Raw genomic sequence first — 19,047 nt, 5'->3', positions numbered from 1 at the left:
GCACCCGCGGCTTCCCGCCAGCAATTCAACCGAGTAGCCAGACGCCCAAGGCGATCCACACCGCCAGGCAGGCGATCACCGCCGCCCAGAACGCAGGGCTGGCCATGACGCCGCGCGGCTCGGGCTCGACGCACTTTTTCAGCTGAGCAGGCGAATGTTCGCGGTCGTCCACACCCTGCAGGTTCTTCGAAACTGAAGCCCGGCGCGGTTTCAGACTGTCAGAACGATCGCTGTCGGCTGAAACATCGATGGGCAAGGGATGCCGGCGCGCCAAAAAAGACGCCCGGCGAGTGCCGGGCGAAGAACCTCCATGGCTGGGGCCGCAACCAAGATCGACCCCAGGTGCACTTTGCGCCTGCAGCCGAGCCAGGCACGTCAGGCTCAGCCTTTTCCGTAGCTCGGCCGTTTCCGATGCGTGCGTAGGAGCAGGCTCACCTGCCGTCGAGCTCGCCCGCGGAGCCCAAAGCGCAGGCGCTACTCGGCGCGCTTGGCCCACTCGATGAATTCCGGCGCGTAGCCCTTGCCACGCAGCCAGTCGGCCAGCGCATAACCGGTGCCGGCCGGCCAGCACTTGACTTGCGCGTGCTCGTACAGCCGGTAGTCGGCCAGTTCAGGCGACAGGCGCACCTGGCCTTGCGCCTGCACGGCGTAGGCGATGATGACCTGGTTCATGCGCTGGAAGTCGTAGACGCCCACCAGCTGGTGCGACGTGACATCGAGGTTCGTCTCCTCCTTCACCTCGCGCGCGATGCCGTCCTGCGGCGTCTCGCCGGCCTCCATGAAGCCGGTGATCAGCGCATACATCTTGCCCGGCCAGGCCGCGTTGCGGGCCAGCAGGATCTTGCCGTCGTACTCGATGATGGCCGCGAGCACGGGCGTCGGATTGTTCCAGTGCGTCCAGGCGCAGGCCGGGCAGCGCAAACGCTCCTTGGGCCCGCCGTCCTCCTGCTGCACCATCGGCTGCAACGGCGTGGCGCACGCCGGGCAGAACTTGAACGTCATGCCGGGAACACCCCGGTCGACAGGTACCGGTCGCCCCGATCGCACACCACGAACACGATGGTGGCGTTGTTGACCTTGGCAGCGACCTGCTGCGCCACCCAGCACGCGCCGGCGGCCGAAATGCCCGCGAAGATGCCCTCCTCGCGCGCGAGGCGGCGGCACATCTCCTCGGCATCGGCCTGGCTCACCGGCACCAGTTCGTCGACGCGCGACGGCTCGTAGATCTTGGGCAGGTATTCCTGCGGCCACTTGCGGATGCCCGGGATGCGCGAGCCTTCCTTCGGCTCGGCGCCGATGATGCGCACCTTGGGGTTCTTTTCCTTCAGGTAGCGCGAGACACCCGTGATGGTGCCGGTGGTGCCCATGGCGCTGACGAAGTGGGTGATGCGCCCGCCGGTCTGCTCCCACAGCTCGGGGCCCGTGGTCTCGTAATGGATGCGCGGGTTGTCCGGGTTGGCGAACTGGTCGAGCACCCGGCCCTTGCCTTCGCGCTGCATGTTCTCGGCCAGGTCGCGCGCGTACTCCATGCCCCCGCTCTTGGGCGTGAGCACCAGCTCGGCGCCGAACGCCTTCATGGTCTGCGCCCGCTCGATCGACAGGTCCTCCGGCATGATCAGCACCATGCGGTAGCCCTTGATGGCGGCGGCCATGGCCAGCGCGATGCCGGTGTTGCCCGACGTCGCCTCGATCAGCGTGTCACCCGGCTTGATCTCGCCGCGCTCCTCGGCGCGCCGGATCATCGACAGCGCCGGCCGGTCCTTCACCGAGCCCGCCGGGTTGTTGCCCTCCAGCTTGCCCAGGATGACATTGCCGCGCGCCTGGTTCTCGGCCGCGCCGATCCGCTGCAGCGCCACCAGCGGCGTGTGGCCGACTGCGTCTTCGATGGTGGGGTACTTGCGTGGCTTCATGCGGCCACTGTGCCATAATTTTTGGCTGCGCTCTCAACGCTGCCGGAGTGGCGAAATCGGTAGACGCAGCAGACTCAAAATCTGCCGGTGGCAACACCGTGCCGGTTCGATTCCGGCCTCCGGCACCAAGGGTTCGCAGCTTCTAGCTCAGGCGCACTTCTGCGCCTCCACGGTCACGACCGAGCGCGGCGGCTGAACATCGCATCCTTCAACGCGTAGTAGATGAAGGTCGTGTTGGTGGTGAGGTAGCGACGCCACAGTCGCTTCGGATCGGTGACCAAGCGGTGCAGCCACTCGAGCCCCATGCTTCGCACCCACTCGGGCGCCCTCGTGATGACGCCCGCGTGAAAGGCAAAGGCGGCGCCGACGCCGAGCATCACGGCATGCACCTGCCCCTTGTGCTCCACGATGAATCGCTCCTGCTTCGGGCAGCCCAATGCCACCCAGACGGTCTGCGCGCCCGAAGCATTGATCATGTTCACGACCTCGCGATCTTCCTCGGCGGTCAAATCGCGATAAGGCGGAGAGTAGGAGCGGACCGTCACCCTGGGGAAATCAGTGCGCAACCGCTGGCACAGTTTTTCCAGGGTTTCAGGCGTGCTGCCGTACAGGAAGATCGTTTCGCCGCGCTCGTTCGCGCCGGTCAAGTACGCCAGCATGACGTCGGGGCCGCTGACGCGCCGCTGCCCGCGAAACCCGGACTTCCTCAGCAAGAAGGCAACCGGCGCTCCGTCAGGCAGGCAAAGGTCGGCCGCGCGAAGGACGCGAGCAAATCCCTCGTCCCCACGCGCAGTTGCCACCGAGTGCGCATTGCAGAAGAACACCGCACGAGATTCACGTGCCGCGGCCCAACCGGCGACAGTGTGCAAGGCGGACTCGAAACTTCCCACGGTGATCGGCGTACCAATCACCGTGCCTCGAGCCATGGTCCTGGGATCGTTCTTCATCGAATTCCTCGCGTGCCTACCGGATCAAGTGACCGCCAAGCCAAAACTCACTTGTTGCCCGCCGCGGGCGAATAGTCGTTGTTCTGATAGCGGTAGCGGTAGCTGCCGTAGTCGTAGGCGCCGTACTTGTAGCCGTACTTTCCGTAGTGGCGGCGGTTCAGGTCGAGCGCATTGAACAAGATGCCCGTCGCGGCCTTGCCGGAATGAGCCAGGCGCCGCGCACTCTCGTGCAAGTCACCGATGTAGGTCTTGCCCGCCCGCGCAACGAGCAGCAACGTGCCGGCATGCGTGGCGATCGAGAGGGTGTCGGCGGCCACCAGCACCGGTGCGCTGTCGATGATCACCAGGTCGTACTGCACCGAGAGCCGCTCCAGCAGCTTCGCGAATGCAGTGCTCACAACCAATTCGGCAGGGTTGGGCGGCAGGATGCCGGTCGTGATCAGGTCGAGATTGGGAACGACGCCGCGGCGGATGGCCCTGTCTTCGGCCATGGAACCCACGATCAACTCGGAGAGGCCCCCGTCCCGACCGACGCCGAAATACTGGTTCAGATGGCCCTTCCGCAGGTCAGCGTCGATGAGCAGAACCCGTTTGCCTGCGCTGGCCATCACGGCCGCGAAGTTGGCCGAGACGAAGCTCTTGCCCACCCCCGGCGTTCCGCCAGTGATCAGGACGCGATTGTTCGTTGCCTCCAGCATGGCGAATTGAAGTGCAGTGCGCAGGCTGCGCAATGCCTCCACCGCGACATCGTTGGGCACCGACTGAGCCAGGATGTGGACGCCGGGTGTCTTCTGCGACACGTCGCGGGCCATGACTTGCTGGGCCTCGCTAAGCGGAATGGTGCTGTACACGCTCAGGCCCGTCTGCGCCTCCACTTCCTGAGGGCTACGCACTCCACGGAAGAAGGCCGCACGGCCGAGCGCGAGGACGACTCCAGCCAACAAGCCGAGCAGCGTCGCCAGCGCCATTGTGAGTGCGCGCTTCGGCTTGACCGCTTCCTCCGGCATCGCGGCGGGGTCGATCAGCCGCACGTTGCCGATCTTGCCTTCGCGAATCAGCTGCAGCTGCAAGGCGTTGTTGCGCAATTGCTGGTACAGCTCGTTGTTCACCTTGACGTCGCGCTCCAGGCGAACGGCATCCTGCTGCACGGAAGGCAGGCCCTTCACCCGCGCATTGAGCGAAGCGATCTCACGATTCCAGGCCGCGATCTGATCGTCGAGGGTCTTGACGGCGGGATGTTCGGCCGTGAAGCGGGACACGAGCTCACGGCGCTTTTGCTGGGCTTCGAGCAGCTTGGCCTGGAGATCCACGCTTTGCGCCAGGATCAACTTGGCCTCCTCGTCGAGCGCCACCGTTCCCTTCAGATTGCGGTAACGGTTGTAGGCCTCTTCGGATTGGTCCAGTTGCTTCTTGAACTGCGGCAGCTGCACGTCCAGGAAAGAGAGCGTCTTCTGCGCTTCGGCCGCCTTTCGCTCGACGTTCTGGCGCACGTACTCTTCACCGATGGCGTTCAGGATCGTGGTCAGCTTGGTCCGGTCGCTGTCCTGCAGCGTGGCGTCGATCACACCCGACTGGCGGCCCTTTTCCGACAGCTTGAGCTTCTCTTGCAGACCCTCGATGGTCCCCAACCGCGAAAGACGTGTCAGCTCGAACTCGGCACCGGCCTTTCCTTCCAGGCGCGTAACGACCAGTGTCAAGGTCCCACCTTCCACGGGGGTGATGATCGGAGTTCCCACGACTCCGCTAATGGCCTTGTCCAGGTCCGGGTGGGAGAGCAAGTACTTGCCGTTGCCCGCCGCGGTGAGCAGAAACTTCGAGTTCTCCAGTCCAGCCGGCACGTCGAACGCCGACACCTTGATCGACTCTGTCCCTGAGACCCAGCCTCCCATTCCAAGCAATCCTGGAGTCGACAGTTCAGTGGCACGGCGGGCCAGCCAATTGCCCACGATCGGCAGGCGCTTCGGGCGTGCGGTGATGTAGAGCAACGAGTTGTCGACGGCGCGGCCAATCACCATCCGCGAGCGGATGATTTCCATCTCGGCACTGGCGGGCGTCTTGACGTCGAACAGGCTGGCCGCTTCGCCCAAAAAGCTCTTCGCCGAACTCGCCGAGTCTTCCACCTGGATCAGCAGGTTCGATTCGTACACAGGGGTCGCCAGGAGCGCGTAGGCCGTGCCGATCGTCATCGCGGCGGCGGTGACGATGGCAATCAGCCAACGGTGATCGACGACGATGTCCCAGTACTCGAGGAGGTTGACCTCGTCGTCGTCCTCCAGAGGCGCGGGCGCGGGCGGATTCATGGCCAGTTGTTGCAGCGTGTGCGGGGCATTCATGTCGTGCCTCCTCTTCTCATAGCTTCTTGATGCGTTGCAGCCATTCGGCCACGCCGTGCTCGATCCGGGACAGCGCGTCGCGGAAGACAGCTTCCGGCTGACGGTACGGATCGGGAATGTCTTGCCTGGTGTACTCGCCGACCTTGAAAGTGCGGCCACGCACCTGGGGGTAGAGAGCACCGACGCGATCGCGCTGCTCCGCATCCATCACGAGAATGACGTCCGCCTCGGTGCACATCTGGCGATTGATCTGCGTGGCCCGATGGCCGCCAATATCGATGCCGCGCTCCAACATCAGGCGCACCGCGGTCCGATCGGCGGGCATGCCCACGAGGGCGCCGAGACCGGCGCTGCGGATCTGCATGTCTGGCAATGCGTCACGCAGGAGGCCCTCGACCATCGGACTGCGGCAGATATTCCCTTCGCACAGAACCAGAATCTGGATCATCGCGTCATGACCTGGCTGCCGATGTTCACGGCGTTGGCCGACGGAAGGATCAGGGACACGATGCGGTTCCAGTTCACCAGCGGCACCGGATCGATGTACACCACGTCGCGCGGCCTCAGGCTGAATGACTCGGCCAACGCCAGTGCGGTCGGCGAGCCCGCATCGAGATGGAACACGGCGGGGCTGGCCGCGCCCGGGGAGGTGTTGCGGATCACGTAGATCTGACGTGTGTTGGCCGTGTTGAGGTTGGCCCCTCCAACCTCGCCCAATGCCTCATTGAGCGTCATGCGGCCGTTGCGCATCGGGATGGCCGAAGGTTTCGTCACTTCACCCATCACGAACACCTTGCTGTCCTCGCGACTGCGCACGGTGACGAGATCCCCGCTCTCCACCAAAATGTCATTTGCATTCAGGCCCATGTCCTGCAGTTGAAGCAGGTCGATCACCGTCGTCTGGTTGCGACGGGTCAAGGCAACCGCCGAGCGGTCGCCTGCGGCAGTGATGCCGCCCGCGCGGTTGATTGCCTCCGGCAGCGTCATCGGCACGTCGGTGAAGATCTGGGCGCCCGGGTTCTTCACTTCGCCGTCCACATAGGCCCGGCGGCTGCGGAAGGACGAGATCCGCACCGTGACTTGCGGATCCTTGATGTACCTGGCAATACGGTCGCGAACGAGTTCGGTGGCTTCGATCTCGGTCAGGCCCGCCACCTTGAGGCGGCCCACGAACGGAAAGGCGATTTGTCCGTCTGCACCGACGATGAAACCAGGAGCACTCGCGATCCCCGTCGGGTCGGCTTGTTGGGAGATGACGGCGCCCGCAGTGGGGAGCAGTTCAGGGTGGTCATAGACGATCACCCCGATGATGTCGCTGGGCCCGATCGTGTAAGGCTTGGGTGTGCCGAACAGGCTGCGAATCGCAGGAGGCACTTCGCGAGGCTTGGCTTGGTACTGCGCCTGCACCAGCGCCGGCGTGATCGGCGTGATGACCCCCTGAGGCGGGTTGTTCACGTCCCCAGGCACGTACTGCCCCAGCGTGATGCTGGTGCGCGACTTCGGGTCGGCGTAGTCGAAGCCAGGCGCGGTGACCACGGCGCACCCCTGCAGCAGCGTCACCACCAATAGCGGAAGGGCCGCGCGCCCCTTGGCGGCGTGCCATGCAGCTTTGAGCATTCCCGGAGATCCTGTTGTAGCTGTTCTTGTTACAAATTCACACGTGCTGAACTTTAGCCTACCCAACCGTGGATTTCCTCGGACGGGCGCTGAACCAGCGGCAACTGGCGGCCAATGTGCACACAAATTCGCGGGCGTGTGCCCGCGTGGCACGCGTGACCGCGACCCACGGCGCGCGCCTACCGCGCCGCGTCGCGGATGCGGCGCAGGTTGTCCTCGAAGTACACCAGGCCGGAGCGGTCGGAATTGAACACCGCGTCCAGGTCGGGCGTTGGCGGTCGCACGCCGCGCCCCAGGCGCAACGGGTTGCCCCGCCCTTCTCGGATGGAGGTCTCGACCGCATGCGCGAACCGGGGCGTGCCACCCACCTGCAGATGCGGCACCGGCTGCCAGTCGCGGCGCGGGCCGATCGGAACGGTCAGCTCCACCCCAACCAGTTGCCGGGCGGGGTTGCCGCTGGTGGTGGTTCGCTTGTAGTACACGCCCACCGAGACATCGGTGAACCACTGGCGCAGGCCGAACTGCACGCCCACGTCGTTGTTCATGAACCGGCCGCCAGTGGCCACCAGGTCGGTGCGCGTGGCCATCACGCTGTAGCGATAGTTGGCCAGCACGGGCGTGGCGCGCCGGATGCCGCCGAGCGGGCCGAATCCGCCCAGGTACTCGTTGTTGCGGAACACGCCCGCCTGCGCGGACACGCGGTGGCGGCCTTCGCCCGGCTCCCACCGCAGTTCGCCCAGCACGCCGTCATAGAAGGTCCCGATGCGCCCGGCCGTCACTTGGGCGGCCAAGGCGCCAGGACTCCAGCGCAGCCCCTGCCCGCCGGACAGCCAGCGCTCCAGCGGCACGCGGGTGGTTTGGGTGAAGGTCAAGCGGTCGGTGCCGGAGCGGATGCGCCGGTTGCCGAAGACGCCGGTGCGCTCATAGTCGTTGGAGTTGGCCACCGGCACGTTCACGCCCCAGTCGACGCTGGCGCCAGCCCACAGGGGCAGCTGCGTGGTGATGTTGGCACCCAGGGCGTAGTCGACGGCCCCGACTTCCGTGCCGATGTTGGTGCGCAGCACCGGGCTGATGTTGACCCGCACGGTCTGCCAGGCGGGCTCTTGCCGCTGCACCACCCACACGGCGCCATCCTGCAATTCGCGCAGGGGCGCGGACCCCGGCGTGGACAGCTGCCCGGCGGTGCAGGTGTTGGCCGGCTGCTCGATCCACTCGCGCAGGCAATCGGCTTGGCCGGTCACGGCAACCAGGGGCACCTGGCGCTGGGTGAGGACCAGCCGGTAACCGGCCCGGTTGTCGGCCAGCGTGCGGGCCACCGCACCCAGCGCAGCGCCCAGCGCGTCCAGCGCGTTCCATTCGTAGCTGCCGTTGTTGACGCGAACGGCCACGGTGCCGTCCGGCATGCGGCCGACCCAGATGTCTTCCAGGCCCTTGACTTCCAGGGCGTCCGCCAGCCCTTGGAGCTGTTGGTCGGATGGCGCGGTCACAGCCTTCGGAAGTGGCGCGCTCGACGCACTTGCCTGCGGCTGGATCGTGGCAGGGGCGGCCGGCGCAGGCGCGGGTGCAGGGGCGGCCTGCGCGGGCGCGGGTGCAGGGGCGGCCTGGGCGGGCGCGGCAACGCGGGCTTCGTACGAAGGCTGGGGCAATTGGCCCCGCTCCAGCGCCGGCAGCGGCGCCTGGCTGGTCCCCGGCAGCGCGGGCACCTTGTACAGCGGGATGGACAAGGCCGCGTTCCACCAGGTGCGCTGCGTCAGCGGGGTGTTGTTCACACGCGCGTTGGCACCCGCCGACAGCGACCACCCCTCGGGCAGCCAGGATTGCGGCGCGAACAGGCGCACACCCGCCCAGGCGTTGCCGTCCGCGTATTCCACATGCCCGCGCACGAGCGGGAGCGGCTGCCAGGCCAGCGAGGCGAAGCCGCCATCCAGCGGCGACCGCGAGCCGTTCACGCCCGAGCCGCTGCGCCGTGCCAGCCCGGCGCTGGCCTGCAGCGGGCCGTTGTCGTACGTGAGCACGCCGTAGTACGTGCGGAAGTAGGTGACGGAGCCCCCGATATCGGTGGCCCCCACGGCCACATGCCAGCGCTTGCCGGCGTCCAGCCCGATGCCCACCTTGCCCGATGCCGACAGGTCGCGCGCGCCACAGCCCGGGGCGGTGAAGCAGCTGTTGTGGATGGTGTTGGTGGCCAGCCGGCCGGCGACTTCCAGATTCGGCAGCAGCCCGAAACCGACCACGACGTTGTGGCCCGCCAGGCGGGCGCGGTTGCCGGCCAGTTGGTCCTCGTAGCTGGCGGCAAGACGCCCCCAGTCGAGAATGTCCGCCGTGGGCGTGATGCCCAGGCCGGAGTAGCCGGCCGCCGTCAGGGTGGAGTCGACGGCCCAGGCAGGCAGGGCCGTCAGGCCAAGCGCGAGGAGGTAAGTGTTCTTGGTGGCAACGCGCATGGCGGGCCGGATGTTACCGGCATGGCACAGCGCTGCCGACTTTGACCAAGCGCCGCACTCTCTCCTATTTACGATTAGTCACATCACGTGTACGCTCGCGCACTTGAATCAACCACTCTGGGGAAGAGGCATGAAGGGTCTTTGGAAATTCGCCGCGGTCGTTTCGGCGGCGGCTCTGGTCGCATCTTGCGGCGGCGGCAGTTCCGACACGCCGGCCGTGGTGGCCACGGGTGCGACGGCGGTGAGCGTGAACCCCACGACCGGCGCAGCGGCTATCCAGGCAGTGTCTGCCCAGACGGTTGCCTTCGCATCTGGCGTGCCTGACCTGGGCACCACCGGCACGGCCACCAACCTGACCATCACCGCCGGCACGGCCCCGACGTTCGCCGTCGCCGCCGGCGGCGCCACGGCCAGCGGCGACCTGACGTTCGGCTCGTGCATCTTCACCGTGAAGGCATCGACCTTCCCCGCCGGCAGCAAGCTGGCCGTGGGCAGCAAGACCACCATCAGCCCGTGCAACATCACGCTGAACACGGCTGGCGTGCAGGCCAACGGCACGCCGACGACGGTGGATGTCACCCTGACGCTGAATAGCGTGACCTCCGCGCCCGTGCGCCAGATTGTCGTGATCGACCCCGCTGGCACCGTCACGATTAACAACACCACAGTGACCGTGACCAAGGTGAGTTCCGTCACTGGCGCTTGATTCGAGCTTCGCAGGCAAAGGGCCCCTCTCGAGGGGCCTTTTCATTTCGGGACTGAGACGGCAGTGCGCCGTACGCTGGCGACTTCTCTTGGCGCAAAGCCATGGTGCCGCCCTGATGGCGCGACTGGACAAGGCCTAGCGGCTCGAACGACCCTTATGAGTGAGCAGTAGGGGGAATGAAGTTTAAGCGCGGGGAGCGTCTGGCTTGAAGCAGCGTGCGCCGAGGCGGTGAGCCAAGCAGATGTGTACGAAATGTGCCGCCCCGCTCGAGGAAGGCATCTTCGCCGGCGCCTCGGCCGCAGGGTGGCGTGCGATCGTGGTGACCGATGGGTCTTTCCCGCTCAGTTAGGACTTGCGACCGAACGTATAGATACACGGTTCTTGTTCGTTTCAATAGAACGCTCGTATATCGCAATCAGCCGCTCATAGTTGGCGGCGGGGCTGTACATGGCTTCATACCACGCTCGCGCGTTCGCGCCCATTTGCAAGGCGAGGGACGGGTTTTCCGCCAGTGCGGCGAGCTTCCGGGCGAGGTCACGTGGATCGCCTGGATCGAACAACAGTCCAGTTTCCCCGTCTACGACCAGTTCCGCAAGCGAGCCTAGCCTGCTCGCAACGACCGGCGTCCCTGTCGAGTAGGCCTCAACCAATACCATCGGGAACCCCTCGTACCAGAGGCTCGGGAGGACGACAGCCAACACCTTTTTCATCTCTGAGGCAGTTTGAGCTTGACTCAGTCTTCCTTCGAAGTGGACGTTCGCGCTACTTGCCGCCCTAAGACTACTAAGTGGACCATCCCCGATGATCGAAATTCTGGCGCCAGGGTCGATCAGGCGGGCGGCTTCGACAAGTGTCGTCACCCCCTTCTCTGCGCTCAACCTACCTGCGAAGAGAAAGCCCGCGCGTTCAGACTCACCATCGAGGCTCGGACATTCCGTGAAGTTCGGCTTTATGAGCAATCTCTCCTCTGGGATTCCCCAGTCAAGAAATTTGTTTGCTGCGAAAGCCGTCAGTGGAATCAGCGTGTCGACTCTCTTCCAAGTACCCAGTCGCCGATGAATCACGATCATCAGTGACAGCATGGCGGTGCCAATAAATGAGCCTCGATAGACCCGTCTTCGGATTGCCCACCACGGTCCACGCAATAAGCTCTGCTCTTCAACTTGACCATCGAAGAATAGCAGCGCGGTTGGGCACACGATGCGGTAGTTGTGCAGCGTATGAACGACAGGAGTTCGCGTCCAAAAGCACGCGAAGAAGATCGCCGGAGAGATGAGAGGAAAAAAATTGTGCACGTGCACCACGTCCGGCCGAATTCGACGAATGATGCGCAATGTGCGGAATAATTGCGAGATCGAAAACACGACCCCTACAGCAGCAACAAGCTTTCTCCAACTGCCAGTGATGGCATCATTACTCACCGTGTAAGTATGAACATCATGCGAATGAGCCCGCAGTAGGTCTACCTCATTGCGGAAGACGGCATCCTCCCCCCCCGCTTGTTGATAAAAGTTATGGACAAGCAAGATCTTCACGCCGCCTCCCCTGCGGGCCAAACATTCTTCACGACCTCGTTCCATGTCATTCCAGCAGCAACCTGATACGCGCGCTTCGCGTGCATGTGCCGCTCGAGCGGGCTACTCATTCGATCGATTGCGTTCGCCAGTGCGTCGATTACTTGGCCCTCCGTGCCTGAAGCGTTGACCGCAATTCCACCACCGGACTTAAGAATTTGCGCGGGTCCTCCGGTATCAAGGCAAATTATTGGGCACCCTTGGCCCATGGCCTCGAGAACTACGTTCCCACTGGAATCATGGAGGCTCGGAAAGAGGAGAACATCCGCGGTCCTGTATCGGTCGGCAAGCTCGGCCTGCGAAAGCCATCTGATCCAATGGGTCCGACTTTCAATCCCGAGATCCTTGCTTAGCTCCTGCCACTCCCTCTCAGCGGGTCCAGCGCCGATGAGCGTCAACTGGCAATCTAGACCAGCGTGCACCGCCTGGCTAAGCGCGCGCATGCCAAGGCTCATCCCCTTCCAGTAGACGAACCGACCGACGAAGAGAACATGCAATGTGCCCTGCGGACGCAATTGCGGCTCAGGGCCCAACTGCGCATCGGTGAGACCGACCTCCAAGAGTACCTTGGCTTTGGCCTGAACCACGGCAGGGAGAGTATGAAGAGTGTCTGGCGTCTTGCAGAAGACTCTCGCCGCGTTGGCATACGTAGCGCGCACAGCGGGCAACTGCAACATGATGGCGCTAGCCACGTCCCGCAAACATTCCAGAAGACGTTCAACTCGACTTAAGTGCGCTCGGAGTGCAGTAGGAGTTCGCTCGCCGCCCCCTATCGGCCCGATGGTGAGGGGCGGGCCGAGTTTCCAGAGGTGAGAAGGTTGCCGGTGAACACCGAACGTCAAGTGGTGCACTTGGTCGAAACCGATGGCTTCGTGGAGGTCCCGCGCGAAACGGAGCGCCCGTCGCTGCCAAGCAGAATAGTAGAGATGAACTCCGAAGGGAACCCGCTTCTTCAACTCAAGCCAAGGGCGCCCGAGATCAAGATAGTGAAACACCACTGCTTCCCGCGTCTCGAACAAATCGATGCGGTCTCGATTATTCGCACGCGTGAGTACATGAACCTCATATCCAAGCGAGGCCATCTGAATGGCCCAGTTCCAGCCGACGCCCGGCTCCGATCCCCGCGCGGGCTCGCATGCGTAAGCGCTTAACAGGACCCGCTGCTTGCGTCGTGGGGCGATCATCCGGCCGCCTGTAGGTGACTAACCATCCGGTCGTGCAGCACATCGCAAAGCACGCGCGACACACTGCGAAGTGTTATCTCGAGTTCCGCGTCACTGTTGATGACAACAAACCGCTCGCCAGCCGTCGCACCTTCAGCGAGCTGCACGTAGCCACGAGCCAGGAACTCTGCGGCCTCGAGTGTCAGTTCGCCCTTCCTGCGCACCAGAGTGGCACCCGGAGCACAGAGAACAATCACCAGATCCGGACGAGGGACAAGAGCTCGGAGCGCGAATGCGCGCACTCCAACCCAGGGCAATCTATAACGCCGCGGATCAACTAATAAGTCATCGAAGTATCGATCAAAAAGCACCAACGTAGATGCCCTGCGTTGCCACCACACAAACGGCCAGCTGATCCAATAGTCAACGATGAACAGCAGCATTTTCAGAACGGAAGCCGGAACACCTCTAGGCGGCTGCGCATGCGGGTCGGTAGTTGGCGCGCGTGAGCAGTTCTCCCGCAGAAACTTCGGTCGGAGGTGAAACCTGCGAACCCGTCGGAACGCTTGGCCGAAGTTCTGCTCGACGAAATCTAGGACCGTGCTCTTACCACTGCCGTCGGGCCCAAGAACTGCGATCACAAGCCCGGTCGGTTTGACGAGTCGGTTGAAGACCCTCCGTACTTCTCTGAGTCCGACCGTGATCCGATCCCACACGCTCAGCGGCGCCGACACCAGAGCACGATGCAGGCGTGCAACATTTCTTCGAAGCCAATCGGAGTCGCCGCTGTCAAGTGCTTCCTCGATCTCTCTCGCACAGGCAGTTCCAAAGTGCTGCTCCGCCGCGCGTCTGCATGCCCCCTGGTCTCGGGCCCATAGTTGGGCGATCCGGCGTGCGTGTGTGGTTCGCAAGTCCTTTTTATCAACTCTTTTTATTAGATAGTAGGCAAACTCGTCGCAAATGCTTGGCACCCAGAATCCCTGCGTCGACTTCCGCTTACCCAGCAGGACAGTAGCTGGGTCGAGGAAGTATCTTCCCCGTCGAACATACATACCACTTGCATCTGGGTGCAGGAAAGTTGGCGGAACACTCTCGGGCGCGCAGTACACAAAGTAGCAGGCCTCCACTTCATGCCGAATAGCTTGAATCAGTCTACTTCCACCGCCAAGTGAACTGTTTCGCAACAGGCCAACTACTCGCCAAAAGTCGACGGGCTGGACCATGAAGTCCACGTCTGACTCGATCACCTCAGGATAATGTTCGTATCCCGAGAGGATCACGTAGTCGATGTTGTTTCGCTCCAAGAGGGCGATGAATTCCTGGAACATGTTTGCCTTGGTCACGGGCTCCGCATGCGACGATAAGTGGAGATTCATTCTTGATAGCCTGCGTAGAAACTGTCTGTCGCGAGCTTGAGTTCGATCCAACGCTCCCACTGCGCGTGCATATCGACCTTCGTATCTTGGGCTGCCTTCAATACGCGTGCAGCGAATTCCAGAGCGCGCGCCTTGACTACTTGCGGCTTCATATCTGTATGCACATGCCTGTGCTCTGACACGATGAAGTAAAACGCGTCGGAAAGCGCCAAACCTTCGTCTCCAAATTCCCAATCGAAGACGAACAGCCGGCCGTCAGCTATCGCACAGTTCCACGGTGCGAAGTCCCCGTGGCAGTAGCTTAGCGATAGGCCATCGACAGACCGCCGGGTCGCCTGATGCAGTCGAGCAAGGAAGTCGATCACTTCCGACCGCATTCGGCGCGGATAGGCCCACTGGCGTTGACGCGCCTCCTGCCGGAGGCTCACTCTGCCCGAGACCTCAGACAGCTTGAACGAGCTGGGGACCTTATCTGCGACAGCTTTGGGAAGGCCCGACACATGGAGCAATGCGCGGTACTCGCGTGCCAAGCTCTCCGCGCCACCCGGACCGCGCTCTACTTTCAAGACGTGCTCGCGAATTCGACCACTGGCGTCGAACGGGATGATGGTCGCCTTTGGAGCAGCTCCGTCGTCTCCGAAGTAGAGGGTGTAGAAGGTGCCAACGCCGGCTTGCGCCGGGTGGCCGATGCTCCCCTCAAAGGCCGATGTGAGTCGATTCCGTGAGAATACGACTAGGCGGCGGCGGAACATGAAGCGCCAGCCAAGTCGAATGGCGAGCGTTGCAGTGGCGAGCGCGATCCGAGCAAGCACGCCGCCCGGGCGATGAGCACGGACACCCGCTATACATGCTCCCCCCGGCGCAAGCGGGATGGCGATTCTGGGGTCACGTGGTGGGATGAGCCCAAATTCGTGAACAACCGCCGCACGGTCATGCAAACCCTTCGCGTGACGGGTGATGGCTTGCGCAGCGCCAAAGAAAACTACGACGTCCAGACTCCGCACCAAAAAGTCCCGGACCAACTCCGTGGATATGCTGTCGACGTTGACAAGGCCGCACTTGAGCGGCCGAATGGCCGAGGGGCTTCGCTGGAGTATCCCTTGGAGAAGTTGCGCCTCATCACTGGGCCAGCCGATCACTTCCCACCTTTGCCCCGCCGGAAGCAGCAGCAGCCATGCGAATCGCTTCGGAATGAACCCGTTACCGCCCATTCGTCTCCACGGCTTTTTGTCGAACCGTCCAGTTGCGTGCAATTATTGTGGCGACAGCCAGAGCAGCGATTTCATTGAACGCGCCTCCGTAACCAACGGACATGACCGTGAAGCCCAAGATGAGAGGAGTCAAGTGAATCAGCACAGAGTTACGCTCCACGCTCGAAAGGGCTCTGAAGTATTGAAAGATCAAGTACGCTATGGTGAGCAACCACGGACCGAGGCCCAAAAGACCTAAGCCGGTAAGCACCTCCAAGAAACCGTTGTGAGCAGTTGAGATCGATTCACTAAAACCTTCAAGACCCGCACTGGCGAATACCGTGCGCGAACCGACGCCGAATCCCGCACCCAACAGCCAATGCCCTTTCGCCCAAGCTAATGCAGCCTCCCACAAAGCAGTGCGTCCACTTAGCGAGTAGAAGTTCTCGTCGGCCGCCCCACCCTGAAAAAATCGAATCACCTCATCGGGAATTACGAGGCCTACAGCCAACCCGACGCAGATAATGAGAAAAATCGCGGCTGACGGGCGAAGCAGAACAAGACAAATCTGAACGCAAACGAGAGCAAGTGCGGTGCGACTGCCCGAGACGATCAGCATCGCCACAGCAAATAGAATAGATCCCCACTGGTATCGGATCGATAGCGCACGACTTCGCAACATCAAATATGCAAGAAGGAGTGCCGAAAGGTAGCCAACTGAATTCGAAGACAGAAACGGCGCCTTAGCGCGCTCCCCAAGTATTTCTATCAGACCGCCTACACCTGGTTCAAAAAAACCGTCTATGCGGAGAACGTAACCGACCCCCACCAACACGAGTTGTGCGTACACGTACAAGAAAATGAGGTCTCCAAGTCGAACGTCCGGGACGTCTGACTCGCGTCTAATCAATACAGCGTGGATCTGTGTGAGCGCGAGAACGCCCAAGCAGAGCTCTACTGACTTTCCTAGGGTTGCCAAAGGAGAGGATGACCACAAGGTTGACAGTAGGCTCAGTGCTGCGTATAGGCCTAACGCCATGGATACTGGGCGATTCCGCCAGCTAAAGCGGCTCTGCGAGACGAAGATGCCCACAGCGATTGCGAGAAGCCCCGCCCTTATAAATATTGGGCCGTTGACTGCCCCTGAGAGCACCTCAGACGAAGCGCGTTCCTCGAACAACTTGCCCGATGTGAGGACAAGGAGCAGCGCTAAGGGCAAAGCGCCCAATCCGCTACACGGACGGAGCCAGGCGCCAACTGAAAGAGGGACGAGTGCTTTGAGCCGCATCTGGGGCATTAGTGCTTCGGAGTGAAGCCATCGAGCTGTCGTGTCCAATAAGCAGCATCGCGCGGGTACTCCTTCACTGCGAGTGCAGGATTTCCGGCAATGAGATGGCAGTTGACCGCATCAAAATTTCGGGCAACGACCGCTCCAGCACCGACAAAGTTCCCCTCACCGATCCGTGCTCCAGGCAGAAAAAGGACGTGACTGCCCACATAACATCGGGAACCAACACGTATTGAGCGATTGACGTTATCTTCAAATGGCGTGTAGGTATGCGTGTAGAAGACACTCCGCGACCCTGCGACGATGGTTCCATCACCGATTTCTATTGAGGCCTGAACATCGAACAGATGCCGGCTAGTGATGTTTGAGCCGCGCCCAATCCTGAAAACTCCGAAATCGGCATTACCATCATCATTGTTGGGAGACGCTGTAAAGTGATTAAATTTACCGCCGATCCGCGCGCCTTCGCCCATCTCAAGGAGACGTAGGTTTCTGAACAGATTCCATGAGCCTATTCGAACTCGATCCGAGAGTACGATTCGATCAACATCTAGATAAGAAACTCCGATGCGCACCCCTCGGCCAATCTCATGTCCGCGCATCCGCAGCCATGCAATCTTAAATCGGGAAGGTAGTACGGCGAACAAGGCTAGCGAAATAAACTTCAGCATTTCCGCGACGTGTAGATTAAAGCAAGGCAGAACATTACTTCGGCAAGGACCATTCCACCTAGAGCTCCCGCTGGACCGACGCTTAGAGCTCCGATCGCTGCAGTCCCAAGTGAAAGCGCCGCTGTCGCTCCAGAAGCTAACGCCACGCGACGGAAATCTCCTTCCGCGCTTGCCATCATTTCAAGGCCACTTCGAACTGCCATCAGCATTAGATAAGCACACCACATCAGCCCCAGTCCACTCTCTTGCGCATACTCGACTCGGATAAAACGACCAAGCACAGACTGCGGTACTACGAGGTAGCCTAGGCTGTAAATGCCGCTGAGTGCTGTTACGAGCATGATGTAACGGCGGGACCTTATGAAAAGCATAGGCCTGTCCGTCTTCGCCAAAGTGGCGAACCTTGGAAGAAGAATCTGCCCACTTGTACTAATAAGGATCATTGCAGGGGCGACCAGAACGCGATGGGCATTCATGGCAGCCAAGGCAAGAGGCCCCAATAGCATTGCCCCCATCCAGACGTACGAGTGCGCTCTTCCAAAGTAGCAGAGAGTATTCAGCGTGGACCAGAATCCACTTGATCCGATTTGACGAAAGACATCAATCGGCGAGTAAACAGCCCTTGCCGCTCTCAACTTAATCTGAAGCTCTCCTGCGATCGCGCCGGCACAGTGCGCCGCGCCGAAGCAAAATAAATAGCTAGAAGCAGATCGCCTGCCTAGCATAAACATCAGAAGGAGTAAAGTGATCGCAAGAACACCGTTCACCAATAGCGCCGCTCCTCCTCGCTCCGAGTTGTAGCTGTGCCGGATGTAGAAGTCCCGAATGAACATGCCTCCAACACCCAACGTCGTAGCCAGACCTAGCCAGTGATTGTCCGACCACGAGAACACTACATCTGCCACTGCCGCCAGCGCCATCGCGGCAGCAATGATCCAGAGCGCGGTCTTCAAGTATGCGACCCCTAATGAGGCCTGGTCACTGCTGGCCGCACCGCGCACTGTGAGAGGTAGTATGAAAATTGCTGTGAGAATTGCGCTTCCAAGAAGCACAACAGCATTAGCTAGAGTGAAGTAGCCGAATTGGACAGGTTCGAGTACCCGAACCAAATACAAAAGGAAGAAGAAGTTTGTCGCACTGCTAAGGAGCTGCGCGCCGGCACCGATCACCCAGCGTCGCATTTTCAGTTGGCCGCACGTCGCCATTTAATCAACTGCGCGGGCACCCCTCCAACGACGGCGTATGGCGGCACGTGCTTAGTGACGACACTACCTGCGGCGATGACGGCTCCCCTACCGATCTGGACCCCCGGCATGATGATCACGCGCGTGCCAATCCAAACATCGTCGCCCACTATTACGGGCCTGACTGCAGTAGCCGGCTGGCGATTGATTGGAATGTCCGGATCGGCATACTCATGTCCCACAGTTAGGATCACTACGTCCGGACCCATGAGAATGTCACTGCCCAGAATAGTCCCAGGGCCGATTCTCGCGTTCTGACCGATTTGCGTCCGGTCTCCGATGCTGATGGTGTCGCCCACCCCAAAGTAGGCGCGTTTCTTGACGATGATGCCCTTGCCGCAGTTCTTGAAAATCTGAGCACAAAGGAACCTTCGCAACACGTAGCCAATACGCCAACCGGGCATGGGTTGGGTGGGGAAGAATTGGGCGGCGGCGTAGTAGATCAGCAGCGAGATTTGTCGGTGCATGTGAGTCAGGGCCAAAGCCTCTTCATGACCTCGCAGGGTGCGAGTGGAAGCAGTCGAAGACCTTCAGAAAAAGAACCTTTAGCGTCGACTACTCGGAGTCGTGCGTCAAAATCACCGCAG

Annotated in this window: 16 protein-coding genes, 1 tRNA gene and 2 pseudogenes; 2 read left to right on the top strand and 17 right to left on the bottom strand. The window is 61.7% G+C overall.

Going from position 1 to position 19,047, the window contains the following annotated elements:
- Nucleotides 1-25 precede the first annotated feature (25 nt).
- The 3 genes from AC3ANR_RS04795 to cysM all read right to left on the bottom strand — a co-directional run bounded on the left by AC3ANR_RS04795 (nt 26) and on the right by cysM (nt 1,910).
- Complete coding sequence (locus AC3ANR_RS04795; RefSeq protein ID WP_488290736.1) at nt 26-256, bottom strand: hypothetical protein; 231 nt, start codon at nt 254-256, stop codon at nt 26-28.
- Nucleotides 257-474: 218 nt separating this feature from the next.
- Nucleotides 475-1,002 (bottom strand): NUDIX domain-containing protein, encoded by a 528-nt coding sequence (locus AC3ANR_RS04790; protein ID WP_488290735.1) that lies wholly within the window; start codon nt 1,000-1,002, stop codon nt 475-477.
- Complete coding sequence (gene cysM / locus AC3ANR_RS04785) at nt 999-1,910, bottom strand: cysteine synthase CysM (protein ID WP_488290734.1); 912 nt, start codon at nt 1,908-1,910, stop codon at nt 999-1,001. Before cysM ends, AC3ANR_RS04790 begins: the two co-directional genes overlap by 4 nt.
- Nucleotides 1,911-1,951: 41 nt before the next feature.
- On the opposite strand from cysM, the gene AC3ANR_RS04780 reads away from it, so the two are divergent.
- A tRNA-Leu gene (locus AC3ANR_RS04780) sits at nt 1,952-2,038 on the top strand.
- Nucleotides 2,039-2,083: 45 nt separating this feature from the next.
- Here AC3ANR_RS04780 and AC3ANR_RS04775 read toward each other — a convergent pair.
- From AC3ANR_RS04775 to AC3ANR_RS04755, 5 genes are all read right to left on the bottom strand, one after another.
- Nucleotides 2,084-2,857: a WecB/TagA/CpsF family glycosyltransferase gene (locus AC3ANR_RS04775; RefSeq protein WP_488290733.1), complete on the bottom strand. Its 774-nt coding sequence runs from the start codon at nt 2,855-2,857 to the stop codon at nt 2,084-2,086.
- A gap of 47 nt (nt 2,858-2,904) precedes the next feature.
- Nucleotides 2,905-5,190, bottom strand: coding sequence for a polysaccharide biosynthesis tyrosine autokinase (locus AC3ANR_RS04770; protein WP_488290732.1), 2,286 nt, complete (start codon nt 5,188-5,190; stop codon nt 2,905-2,907).
- Nucleotides 5,191-5,206: 16 nt separating this feature from the next.
- Nucleotides 5,207-5,638 (bottom strand): low molecular weight protein-tyrosine-phosphatase, encoded by a 432-nt coding sequence (locus tag AC3ANR_RS04765; RefSeq protein WP_488290731.1) that lies wholly within the window; start codon nt 5,636-5,638, stop codon nt 5,207-5,209.
- The gene (locus AC3ANR_RS04760) at nt 5,635-6,807 is read right to left on the bottom strand and encodes a polysaccharide biosynthesis/export family protein (RefSeq protein WP_488290730.1); all 1,173 of its coding nucleotides are present in this window, start codon (nt 6,805-6,807) and stop codon (nt 5,635-5,637) included. The genes AC3ANR_RS04765 and AC3ANR_RS04760 overlap by 4 nt, the downstream gene beginning before the upstream one ends.
- A gap of 179 nt (nt 6,808-6,986) precedes the next feature.
- The gene (locus AC3ANR_RS04755; protein WP_488290729.1) at nt 6,987-9,248 is read right to left on the bottom strand and encodes a YjbH domain-containing protein; all 2,262 of its coding nucleotides are present in this window, start codon (nt 9,246-9,248) and stop codon (nt 6,987-6,989) included.
- A gap of 103 nt (nt 9,249-9,351) precedes the next feature.
- Between AC3ANR_RS04755 and AC3ANR_RS04750 the strand changes: the two genes are divergently transcribed.
- Nucleotides 9,352-9,954: a hypothetical protein gene (locus AC3ANR_RS04750; protein ID WP_488290728.1), complete on the top strand. Its 603-nt coding sequence runs from the start codon at nt 9,352-9,354 to the stop codon at nt 9,952-9,954.
- Nucleotides 9,955-10,295: 341 nt separating this feature from the next.
- Here the strand turns inward: AC3ANR_RS04750 and AC3ANR_RS04745 are convergent, their stop codons facing one another.
- The 9 genes and pseudogenes from AC3ANR_RS04745 to AC3ANR_RS04705 all read right to left on the bottom strand — a co-directional run.
- Complete coding sequence (locus AC3ANR_RS04745) at nt 10,296-11,489, bottom strand: glycosyltransferase family 4 protein (protein WP_488290727.1); 1,194 nt, start codon at nt 11,487-11,489, stop codon at nt 10,296-10,298.
- Nucleotides 11,486-12,712, bottom strand: a complete 1,227-nt coding sequence (locus tag AC3ANR_RS04740; RefSeq protein WP_488290726.1) for a glycosyltransferase family 4 protein — start codon at nt 12,710-12,712, stop codon at nt 11,486-11,488. Before AC3ANR_RS04740 ends, AC3ANR_RS04745 begins: the two co-directional genes overlap by 4 nt.
- Nucleotides 12,709-14,019: a hypothetical protein gene (locus AC3ANR_RS04735; RefSeq protein WP_488290725.1), complete on the bottom strand. Its 1,311-nt coding sequence runs from the start codon at nt 14,017-14,019 to the stop codon at nt 12,709-12,711. The genes AC3ANR_RS04740 and AC3ANR_RS04735 overlap by 4 nt, the downstream gene beginning before the upstream one ends.
- Nucleotides 14,020-14,063: 44 nt before the next feature.
- Nucleotides 14,064-15,278 carry a phosphotransferase gene (locus AC3ANR_RS04730; RefSeq protein WP_488290724.1) on the bottom strand — a complete coding sequence of 405 codons (1,215 nt, stop codon included), beginning with the start codon at nt 15,276-15,278 and terminating at the stop codon, nt 14,064-14,066.
- Entirely contained in the window at nt 15,268-16,107 is an 840-nt protein-coding gene (locus AC3ANR_RS04725; protein WP_488290723.1) for an O-antigen ligase family protein, read from the bottom strand. Before AC3ANR_RS04725 ends, AC3ANR_RS04730 begins: the two co-directional genes overlap by 11 nt.
- A gap of 446 nt (nt 16,108-16,553) precedes the next feature.
- Nucleotides 16,554-17,216, bottom strand: coding sequence for an acyltransferase (locus AC3ANR_RS04720; protein ID WP_488290722.1), 663 nt, complete (start codon nt 17,214-17,216; stop codon nt 16,554-16,556).
- Nucleotides 17,210-18,169 carry a polysaccharide biosynthesis protein gene (locus AC3ANR_RS04715; RefSeq protein ID WP_488290721.1) on the bottom strand — a complete coding sequence of 320 codons (960 nt, stop codon included), beginning with the start codon at nt 18,167-18,169 and terminating at the stop codon, nt 17,210-17,212. The genes AC3ANR_RS04720 and AC3ANR_RS04715 overlap by 7 nt, the downstream gene beginning before the upstream one ends.
- 230 nt (nt 18,170-18,399) lie before the next feature.
- Nucleotides 18,400-18,573, bottom strand: a pseudogene (locus tag AC3ANR_RS04710) (DapH/DapD/GlmU-related protein); the annotation flags it as partial.
- A gap of 129 nt (nt 18,574-18,702) precedes the next feature.
- A pseudogene (locus AC3ANR_RS04705) lies at nt 18,703-18,864 on the bottom strand (hypothetical protein); the annotation flags it as partial.
- Nucleotides 18,865-19,047: the final 183 nt, after the last annotated feature.

The sequence above is a fragment of the Ramlibacter sp. JJN2-2R genome (assembly GCF_057747835.1).
The sequence above is the reverse complement of the archived record's forward strand: the minus strand, read 5'-3'. Positions and strand labels throughout refer to the sequence as shown.